Raw genomic sequence first — 25,752 nt, 5'->3', positions numbered from 1 at the left:
GGTTCCCGGTCGAATCGCTACTCTCCGTCAGATTTGGAGGATGCAATGACGGCTACGTACGCATCTTGGTCTCAGGTGCCGGCGCATCTGATGAGCCGAACACAGCTCGGGGACCTAGATCTGCCGCGCGACCCGTCCGGACAAGCCGTCGTCGCCGTGGTGAAGACATCCAACTGGCGTGGCAAGAAAGACGAAGTCGAGCTGTACGACGTGCACCGGTGCCCACCGACGCGAGCCAGTGGCAAGCACCTGGAGTCGGCAGCCGCGCGGGGTGGCGACCGAAGGACCTGTCAGCGCTGCGGTGCACAGTGTCAGCGCTCGCTCGCGCCAGAACCGCCGGCGCACAGGTCGGATGGCGTCGAGGTCGAGGCGGGGCCGCTGGTCTGCCCGGCCTGCCGTTTCGTCATCAAGCTGCAGCGCAAGCAGGACGAGTTGGCGGCCGCGAGGCCGAAGCACGCGGCGAGGGCCGTCGAGGTGCTTGCGTGGGAACGGCTCGCGGCGCTGTGGGTGGATGAGGTCGTTCCTCCGCCGACGCCTAGCGGTGCGGCCCGCAAGACGACTGCCGTACGTGTGCAGGCGTGCGATGTGGACGGCAAGGAGCTCGTCGACGTCACGGTGCGTTTGGTCGGCGAGCGAGCGAAGTTCGTGCCTTCCGGTGCGATCGCGCCGGAGGAGGCGGTGCCGGTGCTGCACGCGGCATTGCTAGGCCGGCCGCTGGTCGCGTGGGATGGAGACGTGCTCCTCCGGCTCTACCAGCTGGCTACCCACGAGACGTTGCCGCACAGCCCACCCGAGCAGGAGCTGGTCGACGGGCAGAGGAAGAGCGTGTCGTTCGAGGAGCGCAAACGGCGTCTCGGGTTGCAGGTTCCGCATGCGGTGATGGCGAAGCGTGTGCAGGAGTGGCGTGGTCAGCTCGGCCTGAAGTCGCTGGAGCTCGAGCCGTCCGTGCCGCCAGGCTCTCCTGACCGGCTGCTCTACCTGCTGCGGCGCATGGCCGCGACCGCGGTGGTCGACGAGGCCGCGGTGGTCGACGAGGAGGGCCAGGGCGCTTCGACGCACGCGGTCGAGGAACAACTGGCATGACCGCGACGTGGTGGGTGTCCAAGCACTGTGCTTGGACACCCACCACGTCCGGTTACCAGCTCAGAGGCCCGCTTCACGCAGGTGCTGCTGGTTTTCGTCGAGTTCCAGCGCGAAGTCGAGGTAGGCGGCGCGTTCGCGCAGCGTGCCCACGTTGACGTCTTGTCCATCGCGGCCGACGTCGCCGAGCAGGGTCAGCAGCGTCGCGGCGACCTGCGCGACCGAGGACTCCATGCACATGCCGTCGTGGTCGTGCTCAGCCGGCCGATCGTTGGGATAGGCGCAGCTGGTGGCGCGCAGGTAGTCGATGAGCTGCCCGAGGTCGGTAGCGCCGGTGATGGTGGTCATGGTCAGGCTCCTGTGCCTTGATCGTCTCCGCTTGTTGATTCGCTGATGTCAGGCCTGGGTGGCTGCGGCTGCGCGTAGGTGGCGAATCTGGCTGCAGCGTCCGGTGGTGGAGCAGTACGACTCGTAGCTGATGACGGGGTTGTTCGTGCCGTGCATCTTGTTGGCGACCGAGGTCACGACCTCCGCCACGCGTGGGTTGGCGGGGCGGCAGTCGTCCGCGCGGCGCAGGTGCTTGCGCGCTTCCGCGGCCATCCAGCGCCGGGCCTGGGGACCGCGGTTCGTGTGGTGCCGCTGGAGGTCATCGCGGTGGCAGGACAGGCAGTGCCAGCCGACCATCGGCGTCGGCGTGCCGTCACGGTCCTCGACGTACTCGTAGACGAGCACCGAGGTGCCCTTGTGGTCGAACTCGCGGAAGATGCCGGTGCCGTCCGGGTTCCAGGTGTTCGCCGGGATCACCTTGTCCCAGTGATCGCTGCTCGGCCAGAAGTCGATGAAGTAGCCGAGCTCCTTGTCGAGCGGGACGCGTCCCTCGCGGACCTGGGCGACGTGGTCGCGCGGGCCGATGAAGGTGACCGAGTGCTCTTCGGACTGGGCGAGCACGACGCCGTACCCGTCCGGCCGCTCGTGGCCAGGAAGGATCGCGAGCGCCTCGACCATCGCCTCGTAGTCCGGTTCTCCCGGGGTCAGCAAGAACGCGTACGAGAGGCGGTAGTTGTCGGCGCCGGTCACGTAGGTGGGGTTCTGACCGAGCGTGTGGCCGTAGCTGTGCATCAGTGAGACTTCCTGCTGGTCGTGGGGCCCGGGTTGAACAGCATCGCCGCGCCGGTCTCCGAGAGCGGCGCGAGCTCCACGTGCGTGGTCAACGACGTGGGGCTCCACTCCGGCCAGCAGCGCGCCAGAACGGCCGTGCCTTCGTCGGTGATGGTGGCGCCGATGCTCTCGCCAGGCCGAAGTGAGTGCAGGTCCTGCGCGGTTCCCGGGACCGTGATCCAGCCGCTGTTCTGGAAGGCGTTGAGGTAGCGCGATTCGGTCGGGGTGGAGCTTTGGCCGGTCACGCGCCAGCCCGTCCGGGTTCGGGAGACACGTCGCTCGACGACCTCGCTGAGCAGGCGCAGCTGGTCATCGCTCGGTTCCTTCGTGGTCATGGTGTTCTGCCTCCTCAGACCAGGATCAGCCAGTTGCAGCAGCTGCTGCAGCGGGTCCACTCCGCGGGGTTGGCCGCGGGCGTCGTGGCGCCGCACGCGGTGAGCTTGTCCGGCTCGTCGACCGGGTGGGAGCACGTCCAGGTCTGCGCCGCGAAGTTGTAGATGCCGCAGGCCGCTGCGCGGAACGGCTTCGCCGGGTCGAACTCCACGGCCTCGACCCAGGCCGGTGCGTTCGCGCCGGCGTGCAGGAGCAGGAAGCGCGGCACGGTGCGAGGCGGGGTGACGGTCGGCAGGTCCTGCTTCGGGATGTGCCAGGTGGCTTCGGGCTCGATGCCGGCCTCTGCGGCGTAGGCCTGGCGGGCGCGCCAGTCCGTCCAGCACTGCAGGCAGCTGCGGTCGCCGTCGATGTCGAGCGGGTGGCCGGTGTCGACGTCGAGCGGCGCGACGTCGTCGCCGCAGAGCATGCACGCGATCGCTTCGGCCGCGTTGGTCCAGCTGTCGTCGGTGACGTAGATCGTGTTCCGGCGGGGGTGGCCGTCGTGGAGTGAGTCGCGCAGGAGGTCGCGGCCGCCGAAGCGCAGGCCGGTGTCGATGGTGAGGTGGGGCTGGTGCTGGAAGAGCTCCTCGAGCTTGTCGTTGACGCGTGCCCAGAACCGGCTCTCGCGGTGCCGCACGACGTCCGCCCACTCGTCCAGGGTCGTGAACGGCTGGGGATCGACGTTGGCCGACCAGATCGCGCCCTTGGTGAGCGTGAAGCCCCAGGGCAGGCCGTCCTGCTCGTTGATGGTGCTGTCGTAGTCGAACTCGGCCCAGTAGCTGTACTGGTAGTTCGGCCGGTCGGTCTGGGCTTCGAGGCGCAGCTGTGGCGCTTCGAGGGTGCCCAGGGCGTCTATGCGTAGCTGCCGCACTTGTCGGCTGTGCCATTGCAGCATCTGCCTGGCGTCGCCGATCTCGAACCTGATGTCGGCCTGGTCAGGGTTCATTGTGCGGAAGTTCAGGTGGCCGTTCGCCATGTGGGTCCCCCTATCCTCAAGACTGATGTCTGTCTAGACAGAATGACAGACTTACGTCTGTCTGTCACGCCGCGTCAGAGTAGGAGGCGATGTCGCCGACGTGCCCTCGAGCGAGCAGGCTGACGGTGCCGTTCTTGGGGCCGCTGCGATTCTTTCCGATGTGCAGGGTGACGACGCCGGTCTCCACGCCGTCGTCGCTGAGCTCGGGAACCAGGAACAGGATCGCGTTCGCGTGCTGTTCGAGGGCGCCGGAGTTGTGCAGGTCGGACATGAGCGGCCGCTTGTCCTGGCGCTTCTCGACCTCTCGGTTCATCTGGTGGATGGCGATGATCGGCACGCCGAACTCGCGCGCGGTCAGCTTGAGTCGTCGCCCGGTCTCTCCCAGGGCCAGGTCGTTGCGTTCGGCGGCGGGGTGCTGCATCAGCCCGAGGTAGTCGACAACGACCAGGGCGGGCAGCATGTCCTGGCGCTGCAGCTGCCGTAGCCGGGCCCGCAGCGTGTCAGCGGTGTAGGACGCGGACTCGGCAACGTCGAGCAGCAGCGGAGCGTCGGCCAGGTCCGTGTAGCACTCGGTGAGCTTGCGCAGATCGCGTTCGGTCAGCTCCGGGCGGTGGACGTCGGGGAGCAGCTTGGCCATCTCGACGTTGGCCTCGGCCGCGAGGATGCGCGCCGTCAGCTCCAGTTCGCTCATCTCCAGGGAGACCACCAGGGCGGTGCGGCGGTGGCGGAAGGCCACCTGGCGCGCGAACCTCAGTCCGAGCAGGGTCTTGCCGACGCTGGGACGCGCGGCGACGAAGATCAGCTCTCCTGGCCGGATCTTGAGCAGCCGGTCGAGGTCGGGCAGGCCGGTGGACAGCACGTCGTGGTCGCTCACGTCGAGCTGGGCGAGGTGGTGCTCCAGGCCGGCCGCGAGTGCCGGGGTCGGGATCCAGCCGGACCGGGAGACGCGGCGCTCGATCACCGCGTCGAGGTCGGCGCGCATCTTCTCGAGGACGTCGTCGACGTCCTCGCCCTGCAGGTTGCCGTAGCCGCGCTGGGTCATGCGGGTGCCGACTTCGCCCATGCTGCGCAGCACGGACTTCTCGGCGACGATCTCGGCGTAGTAGGCGGCGTTGGCCGCGGTGCTCGGCACTGCGTACAGCGTGTGCAGGTACGGCGCACCACCGACGCGGTCGAGTTCTCCCCGGCGTTCCAGCTCGGCCGACACCGCGACCGGATCGGTCGGGTGGCCGTGCTGGTGAAGGTCCAGGATGGCCCGGTAGATGGCGGTGTGTGGCGGGCGATAGAAGTCCTGTTCGCGCAGGACTTGGCTTACCGCGCTGATCTCGTCCGGCGCCAGGAGCATCGCGGACAAGACGGTCTGCTCGGCCCTGACGTCGAACGGGGGCGTGAGTGAGTCGTCCGGGTCGAGGAGGGCTTTCCCGTTCGGCATGGTCATGCTGAAGTCTCCAGATTCGCAGGTCACAGGCGTGGCTGAACGACCGCTCGAGGCGGTGTCGGCGATGGCCGGTCGTGGCTCACGTCGCTGTGGTGCGGGCCTGCTGGTCGGGGTGGTTGGGGTGGCAGGTGCAGGGCACGTTCTGACCGCTCACGCGGTCGAAGGTGATGCGGTGCCGAACGTCTCGGATCGCGGGGTTTGACTCTCCCAAGCTGGTGTTGCCGCACTCGCCGCAGTGGCCTGGAATTTGGGGCTCGCGCGAGTGGTCACCCTTGTGCATGCCGGTCGAGGCGTCAGCGGGCATCTCAGGGCTGGCAATCGGCGTCTGGTGATCAACGCCGGACGTCTGCGGCAGCGTGTACCGGGCGGGAAGCAGGCGGGCGGGAAGGCGATCGTCCTCGAACGCGCCGATGACGAAGCCCGGCGACTGGGCGCGCCGCTCGGCCAGCGCGTAGCGCGCGTGGTCCACCAGCTCGTCCACGGTGTAGCCGTACTCCAGCCGAGCGCGGGTCATGGCAGCGACCAGCCGCCGAAGCTCGGGTGCGCTCGGACGCCAGCCGCGTTGCAGCCAGGGCAGTGCCCGTGCCGCCGTGTCCAGTTCTTCGTCCACCGCGGCGGCGGTCGCCCCGAGGGGCGATCCGCCAGCGGCGGTCCCTCCTTCGATCGATCGAGGGAGGGAACCTCCCGAGAGGGAGGTTCCCTCCCTCTCTTCTTCCGCGTCGGCATACACCGGATAGGGCTGACCTGGGGGAATGTCGCCCTTACCGGTGTATGCCGGGAAGGGCTCGCCAGCCTTACCGGCATTTGCCGGATTGGGCTGACCTGGGGGAATGTCGCCCTTACCGGTGTATGCCGGGAAGGGCTCGCCAGCCTTACCGGCATTTGCCGGATTGGGCTGACCTGGGGCGTCGCGGAACAGGTTCCGGGGGAGCAAGGTGACGGAGCGGGCCTTCGTCGGCTTGCCGGCCTTCTCCGATGCGGCCGCGTCCGCGTCGTCGATTCCGCCCCGTACGGCGATGTCCAGTTCCGCGTAGTCCTTGGGCCCGGTGTAGTTGGCGGGCGGGCGGCGGAAGACTCGGTACAGGTGATCGATCTTGCGGCCGGTCGCGGGATCGCGGCGAGCTTGCCGGCGACCCTTCTTGTCGCGGCCGCCGTCGAGGATCTGGAGGAACTGGATCTTCTGCAGGTACTCGAAGATCCAGGAGGCGTCGTCGGGTCGCTTGTATCCGGCGAGAATTGCCAGTTTGCGCTGGTTGACCCGTACGTACAGGTCATCCTGAACCCGTTCGAGCGAGGCGGTGAGCGCCTGGACCACGGGAAAGACGGAAGTGCGGGCGGACTCGATCACCTTGCCGTCAGGGCGGGTGGGCGGCATGAAAAGAAGGCAGGCGGTCACCCAGAAGGGAACGTCGCCACTGACCGGCGACTCACCGGTGTCTACCTGCGCTTCTCGCGAACTGACCGACTCCACTGGGCGTCGTCGTTCCGTTGGCGGTGGTGCCGACATTGCGTCACTCCAGAGCAAGGGTGTGACGCGCTCGCTCGAGAGGGTGCTGCGCAGTGACCTACACGTCCCTTACTCTGGTTGCTGCTGGGCACCAGAGACGTGCTTTTCACTGCGCAGGGTTCCCCCCGACCGCGGCGCGTTCTTGGGGCTTTGTTCCGGGGTCTGTCATGGAGCTCCCAACTCCTGACAGGCCCCGAACGCTTTTCTGGCCATCGATCCTCGCATTGGGCGAGGTGCGGGCGGTGGTTCACGGCGATGGCACGGCGTGTCTCCCGCTCACCGGAACTTCCTTTGCGCTGGTCATCACAGGTCCAATGCGGCTCGTAACAGAGCGTCGACGCGATCACGGGCATCCACGGCGAGCTCGTCGACGCGCTCGCGCAGCCCCGGTCTGTAGAGCCTGTTGATGATCCCGGCGTGCACCCAGCCGTGGCCGTCGATAGGCATGGCCAAGACGTCCTGCGGATCGGTGTCGACGACCTCCGCGCCCAGTAGCCACGGTCGCGGCGAGTCGTTGATGCCGTCCGACGAGATCAGCACCATCAGCCGCGATCGTGGCGAAGCGTCGAGTTCGTAGCGCCACACCTCACCCCGCAGCACGCAGTTCCTCCTCCACGGCCGCGAGCTCGAGCTCGTCCCCTGCGAAGGCGGCGTCCAGTTCAGTGCCCTCCGGCGCCGGACCGACGCCGGTCCGGACCGCTTCGCGCCTGGCGGCGCGCGACATCCACGCCGACAGCGACATGCCGGCCCTATTCGCGGCCCTCACAGCGAAGTCGTGCGCCTCCGTGTCGAAGCTGAAAGTCACCTTACGAGTTGCCATACCGGTTACCTTACTGCTCGATTCCGGCTGACCTCGAACGGGTCAGAGAAGTGGCGTGTCGCCTCGCGCGCAGCGTCAGGACCATGGGATCTACCTGCGCTTCGGCGGTCTCGTCTTGGCGCACCGCCACCGTGACGGCCGTTGTGCCGCGCATGCGGTGCAGTGCGCTCTGGATGTTGTCCATCACGCTGGTCACCTGAGTCACGACATCAGGGCCCGCCAGCATGCAGCCGGTCTCTTCCGTCCACGCCTGCGCGTCCACGACGACGTCCAGCGTCGCCACCACGCGCACCATCTCACGATCGCTCATTCGCGCCGCCCCCCAACGGTTCTGGATCACGTTACTCCGAATGGTGCATGAGCGCTCAGGCAAATGTGAGCGATTTCGGTACGCCTGTACGCATCCGGGTGGAGCTTGATCCAAGCCCCTGACGTGCTGGTCAGGGCCGTTCTAGGATGCGCCGCCATGGTCAAGAACCAGGCCGCGGCCGCCGACCTGCTGGTCAACGGCCGCGTTGGCTGGGAGCTCGGACGGGTGATCTACAGGCCGGCCGCCTGCCACTCCGGCATGGCCCGCTGCTCGATCTCCTCGGGCAGGTCGGTGTCGTCCCAGTGCCACTCGCCGGTGCAGGCGGGGCAACGCGTGCCGTAGACCATCGATCCGGGCTCGCTGAACGACTTCAGCACCACGTGCGGGCAGTTGTCCTTGGTGAGCAGCTGCGTGCGCCAGCCGAGCCGGTTGATGGTGGCCAGGCCGTGGTGCTCGCGGTCGAGGATGAGGACCTCGCCCTGGGCGTCCGGGTAGATGAGCGCCAGGGCGGCGAGCGCGTCGACGCCGGTGACGTCGTTCGTGGACGTGTGCCCGGCCGGATGGGTCAGGATCACGCGGTGCGTCGGGGTGGTGCTGCAGGTCGGGGCAGGGTTCGTCACGGGAAGACCTCCGGACGGTCAGAAAGACAGACAGATGGATGTGCGGATGTCCTGATGTGATGACGTGGCAGCTCAGAGACCGGAGCGGACGCGGCTGAGCTCAACGTTCCAGTCGACCATCGACGCTTCCTCGCCCGCGCGAACCTGGGCGAAGGTGTCCTCGAGGAAGTCGATGAGCACTTCGGCGGACATGGCGATGTCAGCTTGGCCCCACGGCGTGCGCAGCGTGATCGTGAGGACGTCGTAGCTCGTGCGGGCGAACACCACGTCGCCCTCGCCGGTCACCTCGCCGTCGTTGCGGGCGACCAGGCCCTCGTCGAGCAGGTCGCGCGCGAAGACCCACGGCACCGAGCCGCTCTTGTCCTTGGGGATCATGACGATCGCCCACGGGTCGGACGGGTCGTAGATCAGCTCGATCAGCGTCGTGTACTCGCCGATGCGGCCGGTGGTGGTGATCATGACGGGCTGGGGGCACGGAGCGACCATGGTCACCGGCCTCCCGTCGCACGGGCGAGCGCCGTGAGCTCGACGTCGGCCCACAGGGCGAAGATCCCGGCCTCGGCCCGACGCAGCGCGGCGTTCGAGGTGGTCATCGAGTCGCCGGTGGCGGCGCCGATGCCGTCCAGGAACGCGGCTTCCTGCTCGAGCTGGGTCGACAGGTTGGTGAGGATCGCGGCGCGCTCCTCGGCCGAGCCGGTCGCGTACAGCTGCGGCGTGATCGCGCGGGCGAGTTCGGGCAGGCCGCGGACGACCTGGCACCGCAGCGCCTTCTGGTCCAACATGGTCACAACTCCGTTCCGTGACGGGGTCGGCCTGGTCGACGGTGTGCTGTGGAGGCGAGTCGTTGACCAGGCCTTTTGCTTTCCTGAACGACAGCATGCCAGAAAGACAGACAGACAGCAAGACAGACAGCAAGACAGAGGTCTTGTCGTCTGTCTTGCTGTCCGCTACCGTGGATTCCGCCAGGGCAAACCACCAGGTGAGCCGCACGAACGGCAATCCGCACAGGGAAGGAATCCACGACCATGACGTCCCGTTTTGGCGAGAAGATCACGAACGCCGAGGCGTACGACACCGCTCGCGGTGCCGCGAAGGAGATGAGCGACGAGCTGCTGGCCAAGGTGGCGGCCGACAAGTCGAACGGCCCGAACCAGGCGAAGGCCGCTGCGGACGAGCAGGCGGCGCGTCAGGCGACCACCTGACGTAGGCAGTCCTGTTCCGACAGACCTCTCCCCGAGAAGGCGCGACAGCACGCGGCGCAGCAGCTCGTCCCACGAACCAGAACTGACCGGCGCCGAACTCGAAGGCCCGCGCTCCACCCCCGGAGCGCGGGCCTTCGTCGTGCGCTGTGCTGCTCAGGTGGCCGGTAGCGGCCCGCGCATGTCACGGTGCCCGGCATGGTGTCGTTGCCGAACCCGTGCGTGGTCCTGATGGTCGGAGCCTCCGGAGCGGGCAAGAGCACGGTCGCAGCCGCGTTCGCCGCCCGGCGCCCCGGTTTGGAGGTCCTGAGCTACGACGTCGCCCAGGGCGACGGGGGCGTGTGCACGCCGGCCTCCGTCGACCAGGTGCACGCCGTGCTCGCGGAGCGGTGCGCGGCCGGCGCGTCGAGCGTCGTCGACGGCACCCACCGCCAGGCCGACCGGCGCGTGGCCGTCGTCGCCCTCGCCACGGCGCACGACCTGCCCGTCCTCGCCGTCGTGCTGCGCGTGCCGCTGGCGAGCTGCCTGCGCAACCAGCACCGGCGGGCCCGTCACGTCCCCGAGGCCGACGTCCGCGCGCACCACGCCGCCGTCGAGGCCGCCCTGCCGCTGCTGCCGCACGAGGGCTACACGGCCGTCGTCGTCCTCGACGAGCCCGCCGTGACGGGCCTCGTGGCCGCTGACCTGCGGTCAAGCACGTAGCGAGCGCCGCCGCCGCGCCCTCGTCGCTGCGCCGTTCGAGTGAAGCCACCCTAGGGTGCCTTGACCGGGCACCCTAGGGTGGCTAACGTTGGTGGTGTCAGAGAGAGAACGCCACCGAGGAGGACAAGATGGACTTCCAGGGCCGCACCCAGCTGGTCGACATCACCGGCATCTGCGACATCGACCTCGACGAACACAGCGGCTACGCCTGGGGCGCCACCCAGCAGAACCCCCAGGACCTGCACATCGAAGTCCAGCGCGCCTGCCACTGCGGCGGGAAGTCCTTCTGGGTGCCCCTGGCCGCGGCCCGCACCCACGGCTACACCGGCTGACGGGACCGGCGGCCCCCACGGGGGCCGCCTCCGCCACGTCCCGCCCTCGCACCACGGAGAGACCATGACCCAGCCCCCGGCCAATCCCGGCCTGACCACCGCCCTGGCCCTGCTCGCCGCACTGCCGGCCGACCAGAGGGCCCTCGTCCTAGGCGCCGTGCTCGACCGCGCCAACCACAAGCTGCTCAGCGCGTGGCGCGTCGAGGCCGTCCACGCGGTCGCCACCCGCGACCGCACCTCCACCTACGCCACCGCCGCGCAGGAGCTCGGCGTCACGACCGGCGCCGTCAAGAAGGCCGTCATCCAGCACCGCAAGACCATCGCGCCCGCGGACGGCCAGGCCGTCAAGCCCGCCTCGCTCACCGTGGCCGAGCAGCTGCTCCAGCACGCCACCGCCACCGGCCGCGACGAGGACTGGCAGCTGGCCCTGGACACGCTGCGCGCGGCCGGATCCGGCGCGCTCGCCGACCACCTCGCCGCCGCCCGCGCCGAAGGCCGGCCGGTCATGTTCCTGGTCAACGAGGCCGACGCCGTCCTGGGGAAGCGATGACCGAGACCAGCACCCGCGACCGGATCACCGCCGCCCTGGCCCGCGCCGCGCGAGACAACGACGGCACGCTGACCGTCGAGCTGGCGGCCGACGTCGCCGTTCTGGACCTCACCGCCCTGGCCGTCGACCTCGAACAGCTCCAGGACGACCACGAGCAGCTGCGGCAGCTGCACGAGCTGCTCCAGCGCCAGTACCCCGAACAGGTCGGCGACCTCCGCAAGAAGGTCGACCAGTGGCAGGAGGCGCACCGCTCCGCCCAGCGCGCCCTCGTGCGCGTGGAGACCGAGCGCGACGAGCTGCGGCGCGCGATCGCCACGGCGGCCGGCCTCGACCCCGACCTGATCAACACCCTCGACACCGACTACCTCGGCCTGCTGGCCACACTGACCGACCGACAGACAGACAGTCAGACATCCAGCCAGACCGCGCGCTGAGTTCTGCGCACGACCTCGCGACCGCATAGCGAAGGGCCCGGCACGTCTCCCGCGTGCCGGGCCCTCCGCCGTGCTTCTCGTGTGCTGCTACTCGTCGGTGTGGCCCGCGGCCAGCACCCGCAGCGCCGTGCCGATGTACGTGTTCTGCGCGCTCGGGAACAGCTGCTCCCAGACCTTGTTCTCCGCCCGCACGAGCTCCTGAGCGGCCGCCACGACGCGCTCGAGGGTGAACGCCCGCGGACCGCCCTGGGCGCGGTCGGCGATGCCCTGCTGCTGCTCGATCGGCAGGTCCGGGAACGCCGCGCGCACCCGGAGCAGCACGTCGAGATACACCTGGACGTCGTCCTGATCGACGTCGGCGGTGGTAGTAGGCGGGTAGCCCATGGTCGTTCCTTCCGGTCGATGTGCGGGTTCGGGACAAGGCTCACGGCGTCCCTCGTACGGCAGGTTCAGGGCGCGATGAGGTCGACGCTGCCGCGGGCCTGTGCCGCAAGCTCGCCGTGCCGGCGCATCATGTCGTCGTGCCAGGCCTCGCGGCCGACCGCGACGAACGCCGGCCGCAGCTCGGCCAGGCGCCGGCCGACACGCTCCATGTCCGCGGCGGTGAACTCGTTAGGCACCGCGGCACGCTCGTCGAGGTCGTCGCTGTTGTAGAGGTAGTTCGCGTACGGCGAGCGCGCGTACTTCCAGTGCTGGTAGGCGTCGCCGTTGTCGATCCCGACCATGTCGCCGGACGGCGTCAGGATCACGTTCCCCTCGTTGCGGTCTCCGTGGCTCACCACGGCGTCCGCCAGGCCGAGCAGCTTGCCCTGCCGACTGCCCGGGGCTGCGGTCGATGTGTCCTGACCGGACATCTGCAGGGCCTCGACGGTCTGGCCCTCGATGAACTCCATGTGCACCTCGGCCTTGTCGCTGCGCGTCACCGCGGCCGCGCGCAACCCGCAGGCCTGCAGCACCAGCGGCGTGAGCTCCTCGGCATCCGACAACGCGATCGGGTCGAAGCCGGCGTCATAGCCGTGCCGGTCGTTGCGCTTGCGCACCACCCGCTCGCCGTTGGCGTAGGTCAGCACCTCCGTTACCGCCGTCTCGCTGCGCATCCGCTGCACCTCGACCGGTTCCTCGGACGGCACCGTCAGGATCAGCCCCGCCCGATCCCGAATCACTGCGGCGTCGTGAGCCACCCGCGCGGCCACGCGAGCCTGCCCCATCGCCACCTCGGCTTCGCGCACCTTCTGCCTGGCCTCCTCGACGACCTCAGCGGGAGCACCGGTGTCGCGTGCCAGGCGTAAGGCCGCTCTCGCGCGGCTCTTACGCTGCCGCGCGTTCTGCGTGATGCGGCTGCCAGCGATGCTGCCGGGACACCGGCGGCCACCTTCAGCCAGCGCTCTGCACATGTCACGTCCCCTATCCGACCTGCAAGTATGCCGCACGAGAGGCGGGGTGAACGAAGGCCTGGCCGCAGGCACAGACTGGGCTGCGGCTGATCGGTGCCGGCTGGAAGAGCTCAGGCATCATCAAAGGGACTCCCGCCGTTGCGTGGGCGTTGAGGAAGCCGGTCGGGCGGGGGTGCTTGCAGGCGTGTCCCGCCCGACCGGGCGAACTCAGATCACGATCAGGTGCCGCGCGAGCTTGCTGGTCAGCGGATCCACCGCAGCCGCGCCGTCCCAGTCGACCGCACGTACGCCGCCAGGCAGGACGACCACCGTTCCGCGCTGCGGCCGCCACGTGCCATCCGTCCAGTCCTGGTGCTCGACCCGCACGCCGTCGTCGACGAGCGCGACGTCGGCCAGGTCGCCAGAGCCCTTCTGCTGCTCGCTCACCAGGACCTCCCGATCTTGTTCAGCACCATCGCGGCGAACGCGTTGCGCTGCGATGGGTGCACGTGCCTGGCCAGCTCGGCAAGCCGGTCGACCGCCACGGTGACCGGGTCGTCCTTCTTATCCGCGCGCTCAAGCTGCTGGCGGCCGATGACCACCTCGGCCGCCGCATGCCGGGCGCTGACCTGGTCGCGCAGCGCCTCGTCCTCGCAGCGCCGCAAGTACTTCGGGTCCGGGTACTTCGATACCCGGCCCTCGCGGCGGACCACCTGGACCTCGTAGACCGAGCCAACCGCGAAACTGCCGCGCGGCTTGTAGAACAGCTCGTTGCGGTGCGGATCGTCGAGCGGGATCCACGCGTGGAACCGCTTGCCGTTGTCGACGCGCGAACCGCCGAACACCCACTCCTCCGGCTTCGGCTCGACGGCGTCGCTTTCCTTGTCACTCATGGGTTTCCGTATCCTCCTTGTTCAACATCGCTGATCGGCCGGAGCATGTCCGCGGCCGCGAGCTCCTCGAGGAACTCCGCGCACGCCGGACACGGCGGCTCGTCGGCGATCGCGTGCAGTCGCAGCCCGACAGACGAGCCGTGGAACTCGACCTCCTCATCGGCGCCGTCCAGCCAGCCGTCACCGAACGGCAGCGCCTCTTGGATCGGAGCCTGCGCCCGTGCGGCGTCGCGCTCGTGCTCGTGCGTCACCTGCAGCCGAACCAGGCGCGCGGCGTGCAGGCCGTCGCCGGTCACCGCGCTGCCTCTCGTCCTGGTCGACGCGCTCGCACGTCCTGCCAGTCGGCCAGCACGACCTCGTCCCAGTCCGAGCTCAACGTCGGCGCGGCCGCGGTGATCTCGCGGTGCATCTCCTCGATCACCTCGACCGGCACCCGCCGGCCGAACCCACAGACGTGGCGCGCAGCCCGCGCTTCGTTGCGCGCGAGCACGACCTCCAGCGGCGGCAGCAGCACCACGGCGACGCTGCGCACCGCGAGCTCGGCCGCCAGCACCGTCACCAGCGACCGCGCCGCGGCGTCCGCGTTCGTCGCGTCCCACACCACGCTCCGGCCAGCGCGCGCCGCGCTGGTGGCCGTCGCGACCGCCAGCTCGACGGCCAGCGCGGTCACGAGTGGGTCCTGGTCGCACACGCACCGGTGCGACGACAGCGCCGCGCGTCCGACGTCGAGGCTCACCACCTCCACGCCTGGCGCGTTTCGTGCGATCCACGTCGACTTGCCCGCTCCGGCCGGTCCGATCATCGCCACGATCGCCGGGCCCTCGCCCAGCAGCTCCAGCGCCGCGGGCATCGCGTACAGCCCCAACTGGCCACGACCGGCCACCTGCTCCCGGAACAGGCGGGCACCCTGCAGCACCCAGTGGAAGACGTCCTCGCCGTCCTGGCCCCACGGCGCGCAGCAGCCCGCCGCGCGGTGCACGTCGACGAGCTCGGCCACGCCCAGGTACCCGACCGGACACCCGGCGGCGTCGGCGAAACCCGCCAGGCCCAGATCGGCGGCGAGCTTCGTCCCGGCCGCCTCCCACCGCTGACCAGCGTGAATCGCTACAGGTCCGCGGTAAGAGGTCGACCAGGTCCGGTTCTCGATCGGCTTGTGCCCGGCGGCGACCAGGTGCGCCCACGGGCGGCGGACCGACAGGGCCCGTGGCGTGAGCGTCCTGGTCGCCACCAGAGACGACATCTCGATCACGCCAGGACGCGCTGACGGGCGTCGTCCGCCGCGTCGGTGCGGGTCGCGAAGTCGTAGTGCCCGGCGTGCAACACGAACCGGTCCACCTCATCCTGGAAGATCAGCACGTGGTTGCTGTACGTATCACCGGACCTGGTGAGCGCGGCCGCCTGGCTGTAGACGCCGCGCTCGAAGCTCCCGCCGTCGAACCGCGTGACCTCCAAGACCTCGAACCCGTCGAGCGTCGCGGGCACCCGGACGCGGAACATCGACTCCGACATCCTGAGATCGGTGTCGGCGAGCTCCACCCGGTAGCCGCCGCGCCGCCGGTCCAGGCGTACGCGGAACCCGTGCTCCACGTACGGCCGCACCCGCACGGCGCCCTTCTCGTCCAGCAGCCGCATCAGCTCGTGACCGTCCTGCTCGGACTGCCGGGCCGCCGCGTGCACAGCGTCGCGCAGCTCGTCGCGCAGCAGGCGCAGCCCGGACTGGGAGGCCATGGCCAGGGTCTCCGCGCCCCAAGCGATGTACTCGGCCTCGGCCGCCGCGTACACGTCAGCGATGACGCTCTCCGGGACGTGGTGGTCGCTGTACGCGCACGGGCAGTCGATCCGGTGCCCCGGGCCGAAGCGGTCGGCCGCGCAGCCGGCGCAGTGTTCGATCGTGACCTTGCTCGATGTCATGCAGACAGAATGACAGACAGACGGCCAGACATCAAGATGTCTGTCTTTTAGGGGAATATCTCCAGTTCAACGGCATGGCGTGGCGAGCATTTGCGGGTCTCGAAGGCGGGGAGCGGTGACCTGCGGTGTCGTGACCTCGCCTGGTCAGATCGGCGAGACGGCGACCGCAACGAGCGCGAGCACCGCGATCACCCCCGCCCAGGTCAACGCGAAGCGGATCCACGCCAGCCTGCGAAGCCACGGCATCGCATAGTGCACGCCGGCGTTCTTGAGCACCGCTTCGCCGGCGCGAATTCGTCCACGAATGCCCACGGGTTCAACTCCCTTGTGTCGCGTGACTTCTGCCGCACGCTGATGCCGCTTTGAGGGAACGTGCCGCGCCAAAGCTCCTGGAGATGGTCTCACCAGCCGTGATGTGCCGGGCGTGGCCGCGGTGCCGGCGCCGGGCCGATGCGCCGGCACCGCGGAGGCAAAAAGGCCGGCGCAGATTTCCGCCGATGCGCAGAAATTCTCTTCGAATTGCCCCCGAAACCTCGCGCTGTCCTTCTAACTCTGCTAGTATTTGATGTGTCGGGCGAGGGATTCGCACCCCAGACCCGGCGATCACGACACGACCGACAGGAAGGCAAGTCAGATGCAGCACCGAACCCCCTCCCGAGTCGAGGTCGCGGGCTACCGCGACCCGGAGACCGGAGAGATCGATCTCGTTGTGTACCTCGACGGCGAGGAGCAGAAGACCGTGCGCTGGCACATCTTCGACGCGGCCAGCTGGTTCGAGGAGGACGACGAGCCCGAGGCCCGGATCCCGCTGAGCCAGTGGCGCGCGGCGGCGTGGCGGGTCGCGAGCGAAGGCTCGCCGTTGTTCGCCTCGATGATCACCGCGTTCTCGACCTCCGACGAGCGCGCGTACACGGTGAACGACCTGCACCCGGCCACGGACGCGCAGCCGGACGTGACCACGGTGGCCGAGCTGGACCCGACGCTGTGGTACCAGGCGGCCAACCGCACCCCGGCCACCACGGCGATGTCGGCCGCGAACGCCGTTGTCGCGCTGCGCGCGTTCCACACCGCCGAAGGCACGCCGCAGGAGAAGGCGGAGGTGATGCTGACCGCGTTCAAGGCGGCGCTGCACTACTTCCCGGCCACGCTCACCGACACGCTGATCGCGTTGTTCGAAGCCCTGCGGCAGTTCGCCGACGCGCGCGACATCCGGCTCGAAGCCCGTCCGGCCCGCGTCGACCACATGGCGGCCGCGCTGACCGAGCTGCAGGCCGCGCTGCGCGAGTGCGTCGGGACGGTCTGGGCCCGGCAGCTGACCAGCGAGGCTCACCAGGCCGGTGTGTCCCTGGGCGAGGTCCTGGCCGACGACGTCTTCGCCGACATCAAGGAGGCCGCCTACCGCAGGTACTTCGAGGAGATCACCCGCACGCCCTAGCGGCACCGGCGCCCAGGGCCACCCACGGCCCTGGGCACCCCTCACCCCTTGTTTTCCGTCTGGCGCAGGGAATCGCACCTCTGCGCCAGGCGGCGATCACGACAACCCAACCTGGAAGGAACACCATGCAGACCCACACGACGCCGACGATCGAGATCGTCGGCCGCCGCGACCGCGCGACCGGTGAGATCGACCTCGTGGTCCTGGTCGACGGCGAGCGGCACGACACCGCGAGCTGGCAGATCGTCGACCCGGCCGCGGTCACCGCGGACATGCCGACGAGCGCCTGGCGTGCGAAGGCCTGGGCCGCCGCGCACGCGACCTCGCCCGGCTTCACCAAGGCGGTGACGGCGTTCTACACCCAGGCCGAGCAGCACGTCGCCCCGCGCGAGGACCGGCACACGGCCCGCAACGCCCAGCCGGACGCCACCACCGTGGACGACCTGGACCCGGCCGCGTGGTTCCGCTCGGCCGCGCACAGCGGCAGGGCGGCCGACCTGAGCGCGGCGCACGCCGTGGTCGCGGTGAGGGTCTTCCGCACCTGCCCGGAGCCCACGCAGCGCCGGGCGCTCAAGGTCATGATGTCGGCCTACCGCGCCGCGACCGGCCTGGACTGGGAAGGCCTCGGGTCGCTGGTGCAGGACCTGCTGACCGACCTGCGGCACCTCGCCGACGCGCGGGGGATCCGGATCGAGGCGCAGCAGGACCCCGAGGACGAGATCGGGTGCGCGATCGCCGGACTCGCGGCCGCGCTCGACGAGTCGGCCGCGAGCATCTGGACCGATGACCTCGCGCCCTTCTGGCACCTGCTCAAGCTCCGCCAGCAGGGGCAGAGGCCGTTCGACGCCGTCAAGCTGAGCGCGTTCAACCGGTACCACGACGCGGTCGTGCGCGGCAGCCTGACCAGCTAGAACACCGGAGTGCGCGGCGGTCACCGACGACCGCCGCGCACCCTCCCTTGCGGGCGTATCCCTATCTCTGCTAGTATTTGATGTGTCGGGCGAGGGATTCGCACCCCGGACCCGCGATCACGACACACTCGATCCCCAGGGAGCCCCTCGTGAATACCGCTACCCAGGCCACCGCGACGGACGTGAACGTCGCGGACATCGTCCTCAAGCTGGCCGAGCTGGTCGTCCGCGCGAGCAAGTACGACGGTCCGGCGAGCTGGCGCACGGCGGCCCGGATCATCAACAACCACCGGGTCGAGGTGTTTTTCACCGGCCCGGACTACCGGGAGATGTGGTACTCCGTCAGCGGCTACGGCAACTTCCTGAAGATCTCGTTCGACGAGGCCGTGGCCGCGATCGCGACCTGACCGGCGCCCGGTCGGCGCCGCCTCCGCGTGGACAGCGCGGGCGGCGGCGCCCGCGCTGTCCATCGCCCCTCGGCCTCGCGGTGTCATGACGCCGGCCAGGCTCGCAGGCCATGACGCCGGCGTTGACCAGGCTCCTACCGGCCCGCTGACCAGCGGCAACGGGAAATGCGCTTGATTCGTCCAGCGTTCCCCTTGCGACCGTATCTCTAACTCTGCTAGTATTTGATGTGTCGGGCGAGGGATTCGCACCCCAGACCCGCGATCACGACACACTCAACCAGGGAGCTCCCGCATGAGGACGACCATCGCCCGCACCGCCACCCGCAAGATCGCCGCCATCGAGGCCGCCGTCGTCAGCACGACCGTCTACGACCAGCGCACCGGCGAGACGCTGCAGTCCACCTTCAAGGCCGCGCTGGAGACCCTGCGCGAGTACGACTTCGCGCGCCTCTACGACAACGGCAACGACACCTGGACCGTCTACGTCCACAGCAACCTCTGGTTCCACCTCTATAGCCAGGCCGCCCTCGACCGGATCGCCGCGGAGCAGGCGGAGCGCGACCGGCAGCTCGCCGCCCGCGTGGCGGCCGCGCCCATGTTCCCCACCATGACCCGCGAGCAGCGCCAGGCCCGGACCATCGCCCGCACCACGTCGATTCACGACCTGGGCCGCTCGAACGCCGTCACCGTGACGCGGACCCGCAAGGCGATCGGAACCCAGATCGCGGAGGCCTGCGAGGCACTCGGGATCGAGCTGGGCCACGGCGAGCACCAGGGCGTGCCGAGCTACGTCGTGTACGGCGAGCACTACAGCGCCGGGCAGCTCGCGGACCTGGTGCTGCAGGGCGGTTTCGACGGTTCCTACGGCAAGAGCGAAACCCGCGTTCGTGAGGACTCGCCGCTGCGCCCGGCCGCCGTCGCCCGCCGACTCCTGCTCAGCGAGCTACCCGAGTCCTACACCGCCGACGAGGTGGACGAGATGACCGACGACGAGGCGCTCATCGCCGCCGTGTCCAGCGGCGTTCTTCAAGGCTGACAAGGCATATCGCGCGGCGGCCGCTGATCTCCACTGGCGGCCGCCACGCATCCCCCTTGCGTGTGTCTATCTAACTCTGCTAGTATTATGTGTGTCGGGCGAGGGAGTCGCACCCCAGGTCCGCGATCACGACAACGGCAGGATCAAGGGAGTCACGCAATGGAAGCCACGACCGCGCAGCCGATGACCGAGGTGGCGCTCAGCGAGCCGAACGCCGTTGTCGTCCAAGAGTTCTCCCGCGGCTCGCGCATCATCGAGTTCGCGGCCGGCGTCCAGGTCGGCCTCGACCCCAGCGACCGCGTGTACTGGGCCACGCCTGACGGCTGGGACCTCGTCCTGGAGCGGCCCGACCTGTTCCGCGAGGAGTACTACCGCGTTCTCGGTGACACCACCGGATGGCCGACGACGACGGAATCCGAGTACTACGCGATCCGACGCTGACCCGGTCGGCGGGTCGTCCCCCTGGTCAGTTCGGGCAGTTCTGACCAGGTCAGATGAGGGTCACGCGTGGCGGTCCACGGTGACCGCCACGCGTCACCGCTTGCTCTGTACTTCTATCTCCGCTAGTATTTGATGTGTCGGGCGAGGGAGTCGCACCCCGGACCCGCGATCACGACGACACCATCGAACACGGGAGTTCCCGCATGCACACCTTCGCCGACAACGCGTTCCGGCAGCCGCCGCAGGGTCAGGACGAGGCGGTCGGCCGCAAGCGCCGGGTCCTGGCCGTCGATCCGGAACCCGAGATCCGCACGCCGGCCGACCTGGACCCGATGGCGTGGCTGGGCGACCGCGCTCGCCGCGAGACCGGCCGCCTGGCCGACATCGAGCACGACAACACCATGCACGCAGGCCTGGCCCTGGTCGCGGTGCTGGTCTTCGACCACTACTTCGCCCACCGGATGCAGCCGGTCGCCGTGGCGGCCGAGGCCGCGGTCCGCTCCTACCGCCAGGCCGCGAAGCTGGAGGGCGAGGAGTTCGGCGCCGTGCTGACCGAGCTGTTCGCGGCCGCCATGCACCTGATGGACGCTCGCGGCGTCGACCTGCAGGCCACCTTCGGCGACGAGATGACCATGGCGCTGGGGACCATGCTCTACACGCTGGAGAACTGCGCCAACGACCAGTGGAGCGGCAGGCTCGACGGCCAGCGGTTCGCGGACCTGCTCGCGGCCGCGCACGCGCACTACTGGGACCAGATCACCTGCCTCAACGACGACGAGCCCGACCAGATCGACCGGACCCGCCGCGTCGCGGCGGTGTGGAGCGTCGACGACGGCGAGTTCGCCAAGATCGAGTGGTGCATGGACCCGGTGCTGCACCGCGACCGGCGGGGCGTGTGCCTGTGCTGCCTGCTCAGCCTGGTCGACGACGAACCGGCGGACCTGCCGCGAACCTGCCCCGGCCTCGAGGCGCACCTGGCCGAGCAGCACGCACGGGTCGTCAAGAAGCTCGCGCCGGAGCTGGTCAAGGGCCGCGTCTTCGACGTCTCGACCCGCCTGAGTACCCACGAGGCCGTCATCGCCGAGATCCAGCAGCAAATCCAGCAGGGCTGACCAGGGGAAACGAGTTCGCGCGCGGCGGTCACCGACGACCGTTGCGCGCTTCCCCTTGCGTCCGTATCTCTATCTCTGCTAGTATTATGTGTGTTGGGCGAGGGAGTCGCACCCCGGACCCGCGATCACGACAACACCAGGAGAACGGCCGCCATGACGCACACCATCACCCTCGACAACTCCAGCCCCGAGGCCCTCGCGCACGCGCTGCGGCAGCTCGACGACACCCTGCGGAACACGCTCGCGCAGACGCTGCGCGAGATCGAGAACGAGGGCAACGAGGCGCTGATCCTCGACACTGTGCGCGAGGTCCTGGCCCGCGATCTGCCCGGTCGTCAGGCCGCAGGTGTGCTGTTCAGCTCGTCTCTGAGCCAGTGCGGTTTCTTCTACTACCTCGACATCACCGCCCAGGTGCTCTGCGACGACGGCACGATCACCGACGTCGACTTCGACGACCTCGACACCGCGCTCGAAGAGCAGTGGGACGAGGTGGGCATCAACAGCACGGTCCTGGTCGACCTCCGGCGCGGCACGGTCGCCTTCCTCGACTGCGTGCCCGACCTGCACCGGGAGCTGAACATCCCCGCCCCCGCCGCGCAGGCGAGCAGCGCGACCCCCTGACCCAGCGAAGTGCGACGTGCGGGTCGCTCCGGTTCACGCAGCGGCCCGCACATGCCCCGAAAGGACGATCGTGAAGACGTACGAGCAGCTGATGAACGAGATCTCGGCCGAAGGCCGCGAGGCCGGCCTCGCGGCGGCCAAGACGGTCACCGATCCCGCGACCGCCCCGCGCAACCCGGAGGCCTACGGGTACACCGACCCGTCGCGGATCCACCACCCGTACTGGCAGGACGGTTTCGCAAAGGGCTGGAACGCCGGCGTGAGCAGGCGGTCGCGATCGGCCGCTGCAGCGAACCAGGAGCCGAACGCCGGTTAAGGACCCGCCTTGACCGCAGAAACCTCTACCCCCCAAGGAAAAGACACAGTGGACAGCGAAGCGAGCGACTACTTCAAGGTCACCATCCAGGCCATCGACGACTACGACAGCGCCCCGGCCGAGCTGGAAGTCAGCCACAGCCCGGACGAGGAGGAGAACGGTCCGGAGAACGGCATCGGGCTGGCCTGGACCCTGCCCGCGCGCAAGCGGTTCGAGAGCGTGCACCTGGCCCCCGATGCGACCGAGCGACTCCGCGACGCGCTCGACGTGAACGACGACGCCAAGGTCACCATCCAGGCCACCGACGACTACGACGACACTCCGGCCGAGCTGGAGGTCAGCCACTACCCGGACGAGGACGGCATCCAGCTGGCGTTGACCCTGCCCGAGCGTGCGGAGGCCGAGCGGTTCGAGAGCGTGCACCTGGCCCCGGACGCGGTCCAGCGACTCCGCGACGCGCTCGCCGCAGCGCTGGCCTACCGGCTTTCCCAGTCGGCCGATCTGCAGTCCTGACGGCAACGTCCCACCTGGTCGCAGATCAACGTGGGGGTGCCTTGAGCTTGACCACTTCGGTGTCCAAAGGCCGCGGATATGCGGTGGGGCCGGCACACCTTCCGCCCGAAGGCGGTTCGCACGGTGCCGGCCCCGATCACGACAACAACCCGGGAAGCCCGAATCGAGTCGACTTCAGTGTATTCGGAGGTCAAGACCCCTTCCGTCATACACCTATCTCTGCTAGTATTTGATGTGTCGGGCGAGGGAGTCGCACCCCGGACCTGGTGATCACGATCAACAACTACAGAGTGGGAGTACCTGATCATGAGGGGAACTTCGTCGATCGTCTCGACCACGTTGGTGGTGGCCGGACCGCAGATCTTCGAGGGACTGGGGATCAATCGGGTCGGCGAGGACGACACGGTGGTGTCCATGCTGGTCGGGCCGGTGCTGTACCGGATCTACAAGCCAGAGCTGGTGGTCGATCACGTCTACCAGATGTGGCGCGCGGCCGGTGTTCACCGCACCCGCCTGCCGAAGCTCTTCGGGCCGGTCCGCCTGCCTGGTGACGGCAGTCAGGCGACCTGCGTGCTCAGCCTGACGGCGTACCCGGCCGTGGTCGCGGATCTCGTTCCCGGCCGCACCGCCCTGGACAAGCCGCACCTCGCACTGCGGGTGGGCGCGCTGCACCTGGTGGTCAAGGACCTGGCCGCCTACGAGTCCACCTTGGACGCCTGGCGACGGGCACGTGACCTCGTCCGACCCGAGAAGTGACCGGGAAACGGGGGCCTCATCCGAGGCCCCCGCCCTGGCTTATCCACAGGCCCCGAGTTGTCCACAGGTTCCGAACCGCGCCCGCCGAACCCCTCACCGATCGATCACAGTGCACGACAGCATCACCAGCGACCGCACCCGACATGCCGGCAGTGACGCCGGAAACCCTCTGAGGAGCAAGGACATGCCTACCCACCAGTGGCGCCTGAGCCCCGCGACCGCGCTCGACAGCGTCCTGGCGCACGCCGGCGCCGACGACGAGACCACCGCGCGCCGGCAGGCTCTCGACGCGGCCGCGGACCTGATCCGCGCCGGCCACGTCGAGCCCTTCGCCGTGGTGATCGACGGCGCGCCGGTCACCTACCTCGCGCCGGCGCGCACCGAGGACGGCGCGGCCAACATCGACGAGAGCCTCGCCGTCCTGGCCGACGTTCGCACCGACCTGCAGGGGAGTGACCGATGATCCGCGCCGGCCGCGACGTCGTCGACCGCCTCCAGATCGCCGCGCTCGCCGACATGAGCCCGTCCGTCGCCGCGAAGCGCAAGCCCTGGAACGCGACCGGCCACCCCGCACCCATCACCACCTACCGGCCGACCAACGGCCGGCCGCAGATGTGGGACAAGGAGCAGGCCGAGGCGTTCGCGGCCGGCCAGCCGGTGCCGCAGCTGCCCGACCAGGACTCCCCGGACGACCTGCTGGACCGCTTCGAAGCCGCCGAGCTCGCCGGCATGACCCCGGTCGCATGGGAGTCCGCCTACCACCAGGGACGCTTCCCCAGTGACGACGACAGGCTCGGTGTCCCGATGTGGCACCGGCGCACCGTCGAGGCCATCCGGGACAACCCGCCCGCTTTCAAGAAGCCCAAAGGCCCCACCGGCAACCGGCAGCGCAGATCTCAGGAGCTCGAGCAGCGCATCCGCGAACTGCTCCACGAACCCGGTCCGCGGCTGAGCGACCCCGACATCGCCCAGCGGCTGGGCGTGCACGTCAACACCGTCTTCAAGCACCGCACCCGCATCGAAGCCGCGGAGCAGGCGCCGGCCCCCGCAAGCGAGTAGTGCCGCTGGCCGCCGCCTTCACGGTGTCCATGTATCTCTGCTAGTATTTTGTGTGTTGGCGAGGGATTCGCACCCCGGACCGCAGATCACGACGACCCGAAGGACTCGCTCATGAGCACCACCAACCCCCACCCCCGGTTCGGCAAGCATGGCAAGCCGAAGCCGGAGACCCTCGCGCAGATCGCGGACGTCACGGCGTGGGCCGCGGCGCAGACGACGCCGTTCACCACCATGGAGGCCTTCCGCGCCTGCCAGCAGTCCAACGGCTACAAGGCCAGCTACGCGACCACGTACAACACGCTCCGCGAGCTGCGCGACCAGAAGCTGCTGCACCAGGTGAACGCTGCCGACGCCCACACCCACCTCTACCTGCACATCGACCAGATCGAGGGCCAGGCCGCCAAGGCGGGTGACGGACGTGGCTGACAGGTTCGACCTCATTCCCGAGGTCCTGGAGCCGGGGACGCCGGTCTTCGAGGCGCGAGCCGTCGCGAAGACGGGAACGACGAGGACGTTCGCGAGCGCCACCGCGATGACGAGGTGGATCTCCGAGCAGCTCGCCGACCCGGACGTGCACCAGGTGACGATCGAGCGCTGCCCGGACGATCCCAAGGTGCGCGATTGGCGGACAGGATGACCACCGCCCTCGAGGACCACGTCGCGGTACAGGCCCAGGAGGAGCTCGACCGCCAGGCCGAGCAGCTGCGGTGCCTCACGGCCGACCTGCTCGACCAGCAGGTCACCCTGCCGGCGCCCAACGACCGCGTCGTGGAACGGCTCGACGAGATCCACCGGCTCACCGTCCGGCACGGCCGCGCCCTGCGCGGCTACGCCCAGCGGCGACCGGAGGACGAGCACGCACCGCAGGTGTGGGACGACCTGCGCGAGCACGGCTGGACAGAGCTGGACCCGTGGACCAACGACGGCAAGCTCGTCATCCCGCCCGGCGGCACGCTGCTGGACCGCACGCGCGGCTGGCGGCGCGACTTCGAGCGCGGCTACCAAAGCGTCAGCGTCTTCTTCACCGGACCGGACACCATCGCCTACAGCTGGAGCGGAACCGGGTGGGTCGACGCCGACAAGCTGCGCCAGGTGCTCACGTCCCCGCGCGTCGACCTCGCGGCCGAGATCAGGAAGGGACTGGCCGAACAGCGTGCGCTCGACGCCGTGCCGTTCCCGCTCACCGTCGACCAGCTCGCCGAACACGCCATCGCCGCGGGCTGGGCGCTCACCGGCGACGCGCCGTGCACCGACAAGGGCGTGACCATCTGGCCCGGCGTCCCCGTGCCCGCAGGCCTGCACCGGCCCGGCCGGTCGATCACCCTGCAGTCGCCCACCAACCACGTCACGATCTACGCCTGGGGCCTGCCCCGCGAACCCGCCCAGCACGTACGGAGCTGGCACGGCCCCCTGCGCACCCTCGACGCCCTGGACCACGTCCTCGGACTGCCGCGCAGCTGATAGTCAGCT

General features: G+C 69.3%; 41 protein-coding genes. 21 read left to right on the top strand and 20 right to left on the bottom strand.

The window, feature by feature from the left end; all coding sequences use genetic code 11:
- Window positions 1-75: 75 nt before the first annotated feature.
- Window positions 76-1,083, top strand: a complete 1,008-nt coding sequence (locus tag QSK25_RS42745) for a hypothetical protein (RefSeq protein ID WP_285647151.1) — start codon at window positions 76-78, stop codon at window positions 1,081-1,083.
- Between the two features lie 60 nt (window positions 1,084-1,143).
- On the opposite strand, the gene QSK25_RS42740 is transcribed toward QSK25_RS42745, so the two are convergent.
- From QSK25_RS42740 to QSK25_RS42685, 12 genes are all read right to left on the bottom strand, one after another.
- Window positions 1,144-1,428 carry a hypothetical protein gene (locus tag QSK25_RS42740; protein WP_285647149.1) on the bottom strand — a complete coding sequence of 95 codons (285 nt, stop codon included), beginning with the start codon at window positions 1,426-1,428 and terminating at the stop codon, window positions 1,144-1,146.
- A gap of 48 nt (window positions 1,429-1,476) precedes the next feature.
- On the bottom strand, window positions 1,477-2,199 hold the full coding sequence (locus QSK25_RS42735) for a hypothetical protein (protein ID WP_285647148.1): 723 nt from the start codon (window positions 2,197-2,199) through the stop codon (window positions 1,477-1,479).
- Window positions 2,199-2,573, bottom strand: a complete 375-nt coding sequence (locus tag QSK25_RS42730) for a hypothetical protein (protein WP_285647146.1) — start codon at window positions 2,571-2,573, stop codon at window positions 2,199-2,201. Before QSK25_RS42730 ends, QSK25_RS42735 begins: the two co-directional genes overlap by 1 nt.
- A 14-nt stretch (window positions 2,574-2,587) precedes the next feature.
- Complete coding sequence (locus tag QSK25_RS42725; RefSeq protein ID WP_285647145.1) at window positions 2,588-3,556, bottom strand: hypothetical protein; 969 nt, start codon at window positions 3,554-3,556, stop codon at window positions 2,588-2,590.
- 94 nt (window positions 3,557-3,650) lie between these two features.
- Complete coding sequence (locus QSK25_RS42720; protein ID WP_285647144.1) at window positions 3,651-5,024, bottom strand: replicative DNA helicase; 1,374 nt, start codon at window positions 5,022-5,024, stop codon at window positions 3,651-3,653.
- A gap of 79 nt (window positions 5,025-5,103) precedes the next feature.
- The gene (locus QSK25_RS42715; protein WP_285647141.1) at window positions 5,104-6,495 is read right to left on the bottom strand and encodes a hypothetical protein; all 1,392 of its coding nucleotides are present in this window, start codon (window positions 6,493-6,495) and stop codon (window positions 5,104-5,106) included.
- A gap of 339 nt (window positions 6,496-6,834) precedes the next feature.
- A complete protein-coding gene (locus QSK25_RS42710; RefSeq protein WP_285647140.1) occupies window positions 6,835-7,131 on the bottom strand; it encodes a hypothetical protein in 297 nt (98 codons plus the stop codon).
- Complete coding sequence (locus QSK25_RS42705) at window positions 7,118-7,351, bottom strand: hypothetical protein (RefSeq protein WP_285647139.1); 234 nt, start codon at window positions 7,349-7,351, stop codon at window positions 7,118-7,120. Before QSK25_RS42705 ends, QSK25_RS42710 begins: the two co-directional genes overlap by 14 nt.
- A gap of 10 nt (window positions 7,352-7,361) precedes the next feature.
- On the bottom strand, window positions 7,362-7,691 hold the full coding sequence (locus QSK25_RS42700; RefSeq protein ID WP_285647138.1) for a hypothetical protein: 330 nt from the start codon (window positions 7,689-7,691) through the stop codon (window positions 7,362-7,364).
- A 200-nt stretch (window positions 7,692-7,891) separates the two neighbouring features.
- Entirely contained in the window at window positions 7,892-8,281 is a 390-nt protein-coding gene (locus QSK25_RS42695) for a hypothetical protein (protein ID WP_285647135.1), read from the bottom strand.
- Window positions 8,282-8,353: 72 nt separating this feature from the next.
- Entirely contained in the window at window positions 8,354-8,767 is a 414-nt protein-coding gene (locus QSK25_RS42690) for an SsgA family sporulation/cell division regulator (protein ID WP_285647153.1), read from the bottom strand.
- Window positions 8,768-8,769: 2 nt separating this feature from the next.
- The gene (locus tag QSK25_RS42685; RefSeq protein WP_285647133.1) at window positions 8,770-9,063 is read right to left on the bottom strand and encodes a hypothetical protein; all 294 of its coding nucleotides are present in this window, start codon (window positions 9,061-9,063) and stop codon (window positions 8,770-8,772) included.
- 243 nt (window positions 9,064-9,306) lie between these two features.
- Here QSK25_RS42685 and QSK25_RS42680 point away from each other — a divergent pair, with 243 nt between their 5' ends.
- The 5 genes from QSK25_RS42680 (at window position 9,307) to QSK25_RS42660 (ending at window position 11,498) form a co-directional block, all read left to right on the top strand.
- Window positions 9,307-9,483, top strand: coding sequence for a hypothetical protein (locus QSK25_RS42680; RefSeq protein ID WP_285647131.1), 177 nt, complete (start codon window positions 9,307-9,309; stop codon window positions 9,481-9,483).
- Window positions 9,484-9,678: 195 nt separating this feature from the next.
- On the top strand, window positions 9,679-10,182 hold the full coding sequence (locus QSK25_RS42675) for an ATP-binding protein (protein WP_285647130.1): 504 nt from the start codon (window positions 9,679-9,681) through the stop codon (window positions 10,180-10,182).
- Between the two features lie 128 nt (window positions 10,183-10,310).
- The gene (locus tag QSK25_RS42670) at window positions 10,311-10,514 is read left to right on the top strand and encodes a hypothetical protein (protein ID WP_285647129.1); all 204 of its coding nucleotides are present in this window, start codon (window positions 10,311-10,313) and stop codon (window positions 10,512-10,514) included.
- Window positions 10,515-10,578: 64 nt separating this feature from the next.
- Entirely contained in the window at window positions 10,579-11,064 is a 486-nt protein-coding gene (locus QSK25_RS42665; protein ID WP_285647128.1) for a hypothetical protein, read from the top strand.
- Entirely contained in the window at window positions 11,061-11,498 is a 438-nt protein-coding gene (locus QSK25_RS42660) for a hypothetical protein (protein WP_285647126.1), read from the top strand. Before QSK25_RS42665 ends, QSK25_RS42660 begins: the two co-directional genes overlap by 4 nt.
- 87 nt (window positions 11,499-11,585) lie before the next feature.
- On the opposite strand, the gene QSK25_RS42655 is transcribed toward QSK25_RS42660, so the two are convergent.
- From QSK25_RS42655 to QSK25_RS42620, 8 genes are all read right to left on the bottom strand, one after another.
- A complete protein-coding gene (locus QSK25_RS42655) occupies window positions 11,586-11,882 on the bottom strand; it encodes a hypothetical protein (protein ID WP_285647124.1) in 297 nt (98 codons plus the stop codon).
- A 65-nt stretch (window positions 11,883-11,947) separates the two neighbouring features.
- Window positions 11,948-12,892 carry a hypothetical protein gene (locus tag QSK25_RS42650; RefSeq protein ID WP_285647122.1) on the bottom strand — a complete coding sequence of 315 codons (945 nt, stop codon included), beginning with the start codon at window positions 12,890-12,892 and terminating at the stop codon, window positions 11,948-11,950.
- Window positions 12,893-13,099: 207 nt separating this feature from the next.
- Window positions 13,100-13,318, bottom strand: coding sequence for a hypothetical protein (locus QSK25_RS42645; protein ID WP_285647120.1), 219 nt, complete (start codon window positions 13,316-13,318; stop codon window positions 13,100-13,102).
- Window positions 13,315-13,764, bottom strand: a complete 450-nt coding sequence (locus QSK25_RS42640) for a hypothetical protein (protein WP_285647118.1) — start codon at window positions 13,762-13,764, stop codon at window positions 13,315-13,317. Before QSK25_RS42640 ends, QSK25_RS42645 begins: the two co-directional genes overlap by 4 nt.
- Window positions 13,761-14,060 carry a hypothetical protein gene (locus tag QSK25_RS42635; RefSeq protein ID WP_285647116.1) on the bottom strand — a complete coding sequence of 100 codons (300 nt, stop codon included), beginning with the start codon at window positions 14,058-14,060 and terminating at the stop codon, window positions 13,761-13,763. The genes QSK25_RS42640 and QSK25_RS42635 overlap by 4 nt, the downstream gene beginning before the upstream one ends.
- Complete coding sequence (locus QSK25_RS42630; protein WP_285647115.1) at window positions 14,057-15,004, bottom strand: AAA family ATPase; 948 nt, start codon at window positions 15,002-15,004, stop codon at window positions 14,057-14,059. The genes QSK25_RS42635 and QSK25_RS42630 overlap by 4 nt, the downstream gene beginning before the upstream one ends.
- A gap of 5 nt (window positions 15,005-15,009) precedes the next feature.
- A complete protein-coding gene (locus tag QSK25_RS42625; protein ID WP_285647114.1) occupies window positions 15,010-15,675 on the bottom strand; it encodes a hypothetical protein in 666 nt (221 codons plus the stop codon).
- A 144-nt stretch (window positions 15,676-15,819) separates the two neighbouring features.
- Complete coding sequence (locus QSK25_RS42620) at window positions 15,820-15,987, bottom strand: hypothetical protein (RefSeq protein WP_285647113.1); 168 nt, start codon at window positions 15,985-15,987, stop codon at window positions 15,820-15,822.
- 322 nt (window positions 15,988-16,309) lie between these two features.
- Between QSK25_RS42620 and QSK25_RS42615 the strand changes: the two genes are divergently transcribed.
- The 15 genes from QSK25_RS42615 to QSK25_RS42545 all read left to right on the top strand — a co-directional run bounded on the left by QSK25_RS42615 (window position 16,310) and on the right by QSK25_RS42545 (window position 25,743).
- A complete protein-coding gene (locus tag QSK25_RS42615; protein ID WP_285647112.1) occupies window positions 16,310-17,110 on the top strand; it encodes a hypothetical protein in 801 nt (266 codons plus the stop codon).
- Between the two features lie 125 nt (window positions 17,111-17,235).
- Window positions 17,236-18,021: a hypothetical protein gene (locus QSK25_RS42610; protein WP_285647111.1), complete on the top strand. Its 786-nt coding sequence runs from the start codon at window positions 17,236-17,238 to the stop codon at window positions 18,019-18,021.
- 149 nt (window positions 18,022-18,170) lie between these two features.
- Window positions 18,171-18,428 carry a hypothetical protein gene (locus QSK25_RS42605; protein ID WP_285647110.1) on the top strand — a complete coding sequence of 86 codons (258 nt, stop codon included), beginning with the start codon at window positions 18,171-18,173 and terminating at the stop codon, window positions 18,426-18,428.
- 292 nt (window positions 18,429-18,720) lie between these two features.
- The gene (locus tag QSK25_RS42600; RefSeq protein ID WP_285647108.1) at window positions 18,721-19,464 is read left to right on the top strand and encodes a hypothetical protein; all 744 of its coding nucleotides are present in this window, start codon (window positions 18,721-18,723) and stop codon (window positions 19,462-19,464) included.
- 159 nt (window positions 19,465-19,623) lie between these two features.
- A complete protein-coding gene (locus QSK25_RS42595) occupies window positions 19,624-19,905 on the top strand; it encodes a hypothetical protein (protein WP_285647106.1) in 282 nt (93 codons plus the stop codon).
- A gap of 203 nt (window positions 19,906-20,108) precedes the next feature.
- Window positions 20,109-21,017, top strand: a complete 909-nt coding sequence (locus QSK25_RS42590) for a hypothetical protein (RefSeq protein WP_285647104.1) — start codon at window positions 20,109-20,111, stop codon at window positions 21,015-21,017.
- Between the two features lie 153 nt (window positions 21,018-21,170).
- A complete protein-coding gene (locus QSK25_RS42585; protein ID WP_285647102.1) occupies window positions 21,171-21,638 on the top strand; it encodes a hypothetical protein in 468 nt (155 codons plus the stop codon).
- A gap of 70 nt (window positions 21,639-21,708) precedes the next feature.
- A complete protein-coding gene (locus tag QSK25_RS42580) occupies window positions 21,709-21,954 on the top strand; it encodes a hypothetical protein (protein WP_285647101.1) in 246 nt (81 codons plus the stop codon).
- Window positions 21,955-22,002: 48 nt separating this feature from the next.
- Window positions 22,003-22,467, top strand: coding sequence for a hypothetical protein (locus QSK25_RS42575; protein ID WP_285647100.1), 465 nt, complete (start codon window positions 22,003-22,005; stop codon window positions 22,465-22,467).
- 306 nt (window positions 22,468-22,773) lie between these two features.
- Window positions 22,774-23,223, top strand: coding sequence for a hypothetical protein (locus tag QSK25_RS42570; RefSeq protein WP_285647099.1), 450 nt, complete (start codon window positions 22,774-22,776; stop codon window positions 23,221-23,223).
- A gap of 184 nt (window positions 23,224-23,407) precedes the next feature.
- Complete coding sequence (locus QSK25_RS42565) at window positions 23,408-23,686, top strand: hypothetical protein (RefSeq protein ID WP_285647097.1); 279 nt, start codon at window positions 23,408-23,410, stop codon at window positions 23,684-23,686.
- Window positions 23,683-24,282 carry a helix-turn-helix domain-containing protein gene (locus QSK25_RS42560; RefSeq protein ID WP_285647096.1) on the top strand — a complete coding sequence of 200 codons (600 nt, stop codon included), beginning with the start codon at window positions 23,683-23,685 and terminating at the stop codon, window positions 24,280-24,282. The genes QSK25_RS42565 and QSK25_RS42560 overlap by 4 nt, the downstream gene beginning before the upstream one ends.
- A gap of 111 nt (window positions 24,283-24,393) precedes the next feature.
- A complete protein-coding gene (locus tag QSK25_RS42555) occupies window positions 24,394-24,708 on the top strand; it encodes a hypothetical protein (protein ID WP_285647095.1) in 315 nt (104 codons plus the stop codon).
- The gene (locus tag QSK25_RS42550; protein WP_285647094.1) at window positions 24,701-24,919 is read left to right on the top strand and encodes a hypothetical protein; all 219 of its coding nucleotides are present in this window, start codon (window positions 24,701-24,703) and stop codon (window positions 24,917-24,919) included. Before QSK25_RS42555 ends, QSK25_RS42550 begins: the two co-directional genes overlap by 8 nt.
- On the top strand, window positions 24,904-25,743 hold the full coding sequence (locus QSK25_RS42545; protein WP_285647092.1) for a hypothetical protein: 840 nt from the start codon (window positions 24,904-24,906) through the stop codon (window positions 25,741-25,743). Before QSK25_RS42550 ends, QSK25_RS42545 begins: the two co-directional genes overlap by 16 nt.
- Window positions 25,744-25,752 lie beyond the last annotated feature (9 nt).

This window comes from Lentzea sp. NBRC 102530, assembly GCF_030269365.1.
Taxonomy (GTDB): domain Bacteria; phylum Actinomycetota; class Actinomycetes; order Mycobacteriales; family Pseudonocardiaceae; genus Lentzea.
Note: the sequence above shows the minus strand (reverse complement) of the source record. Positions and strands in the feature narration are given on the sequence as shown.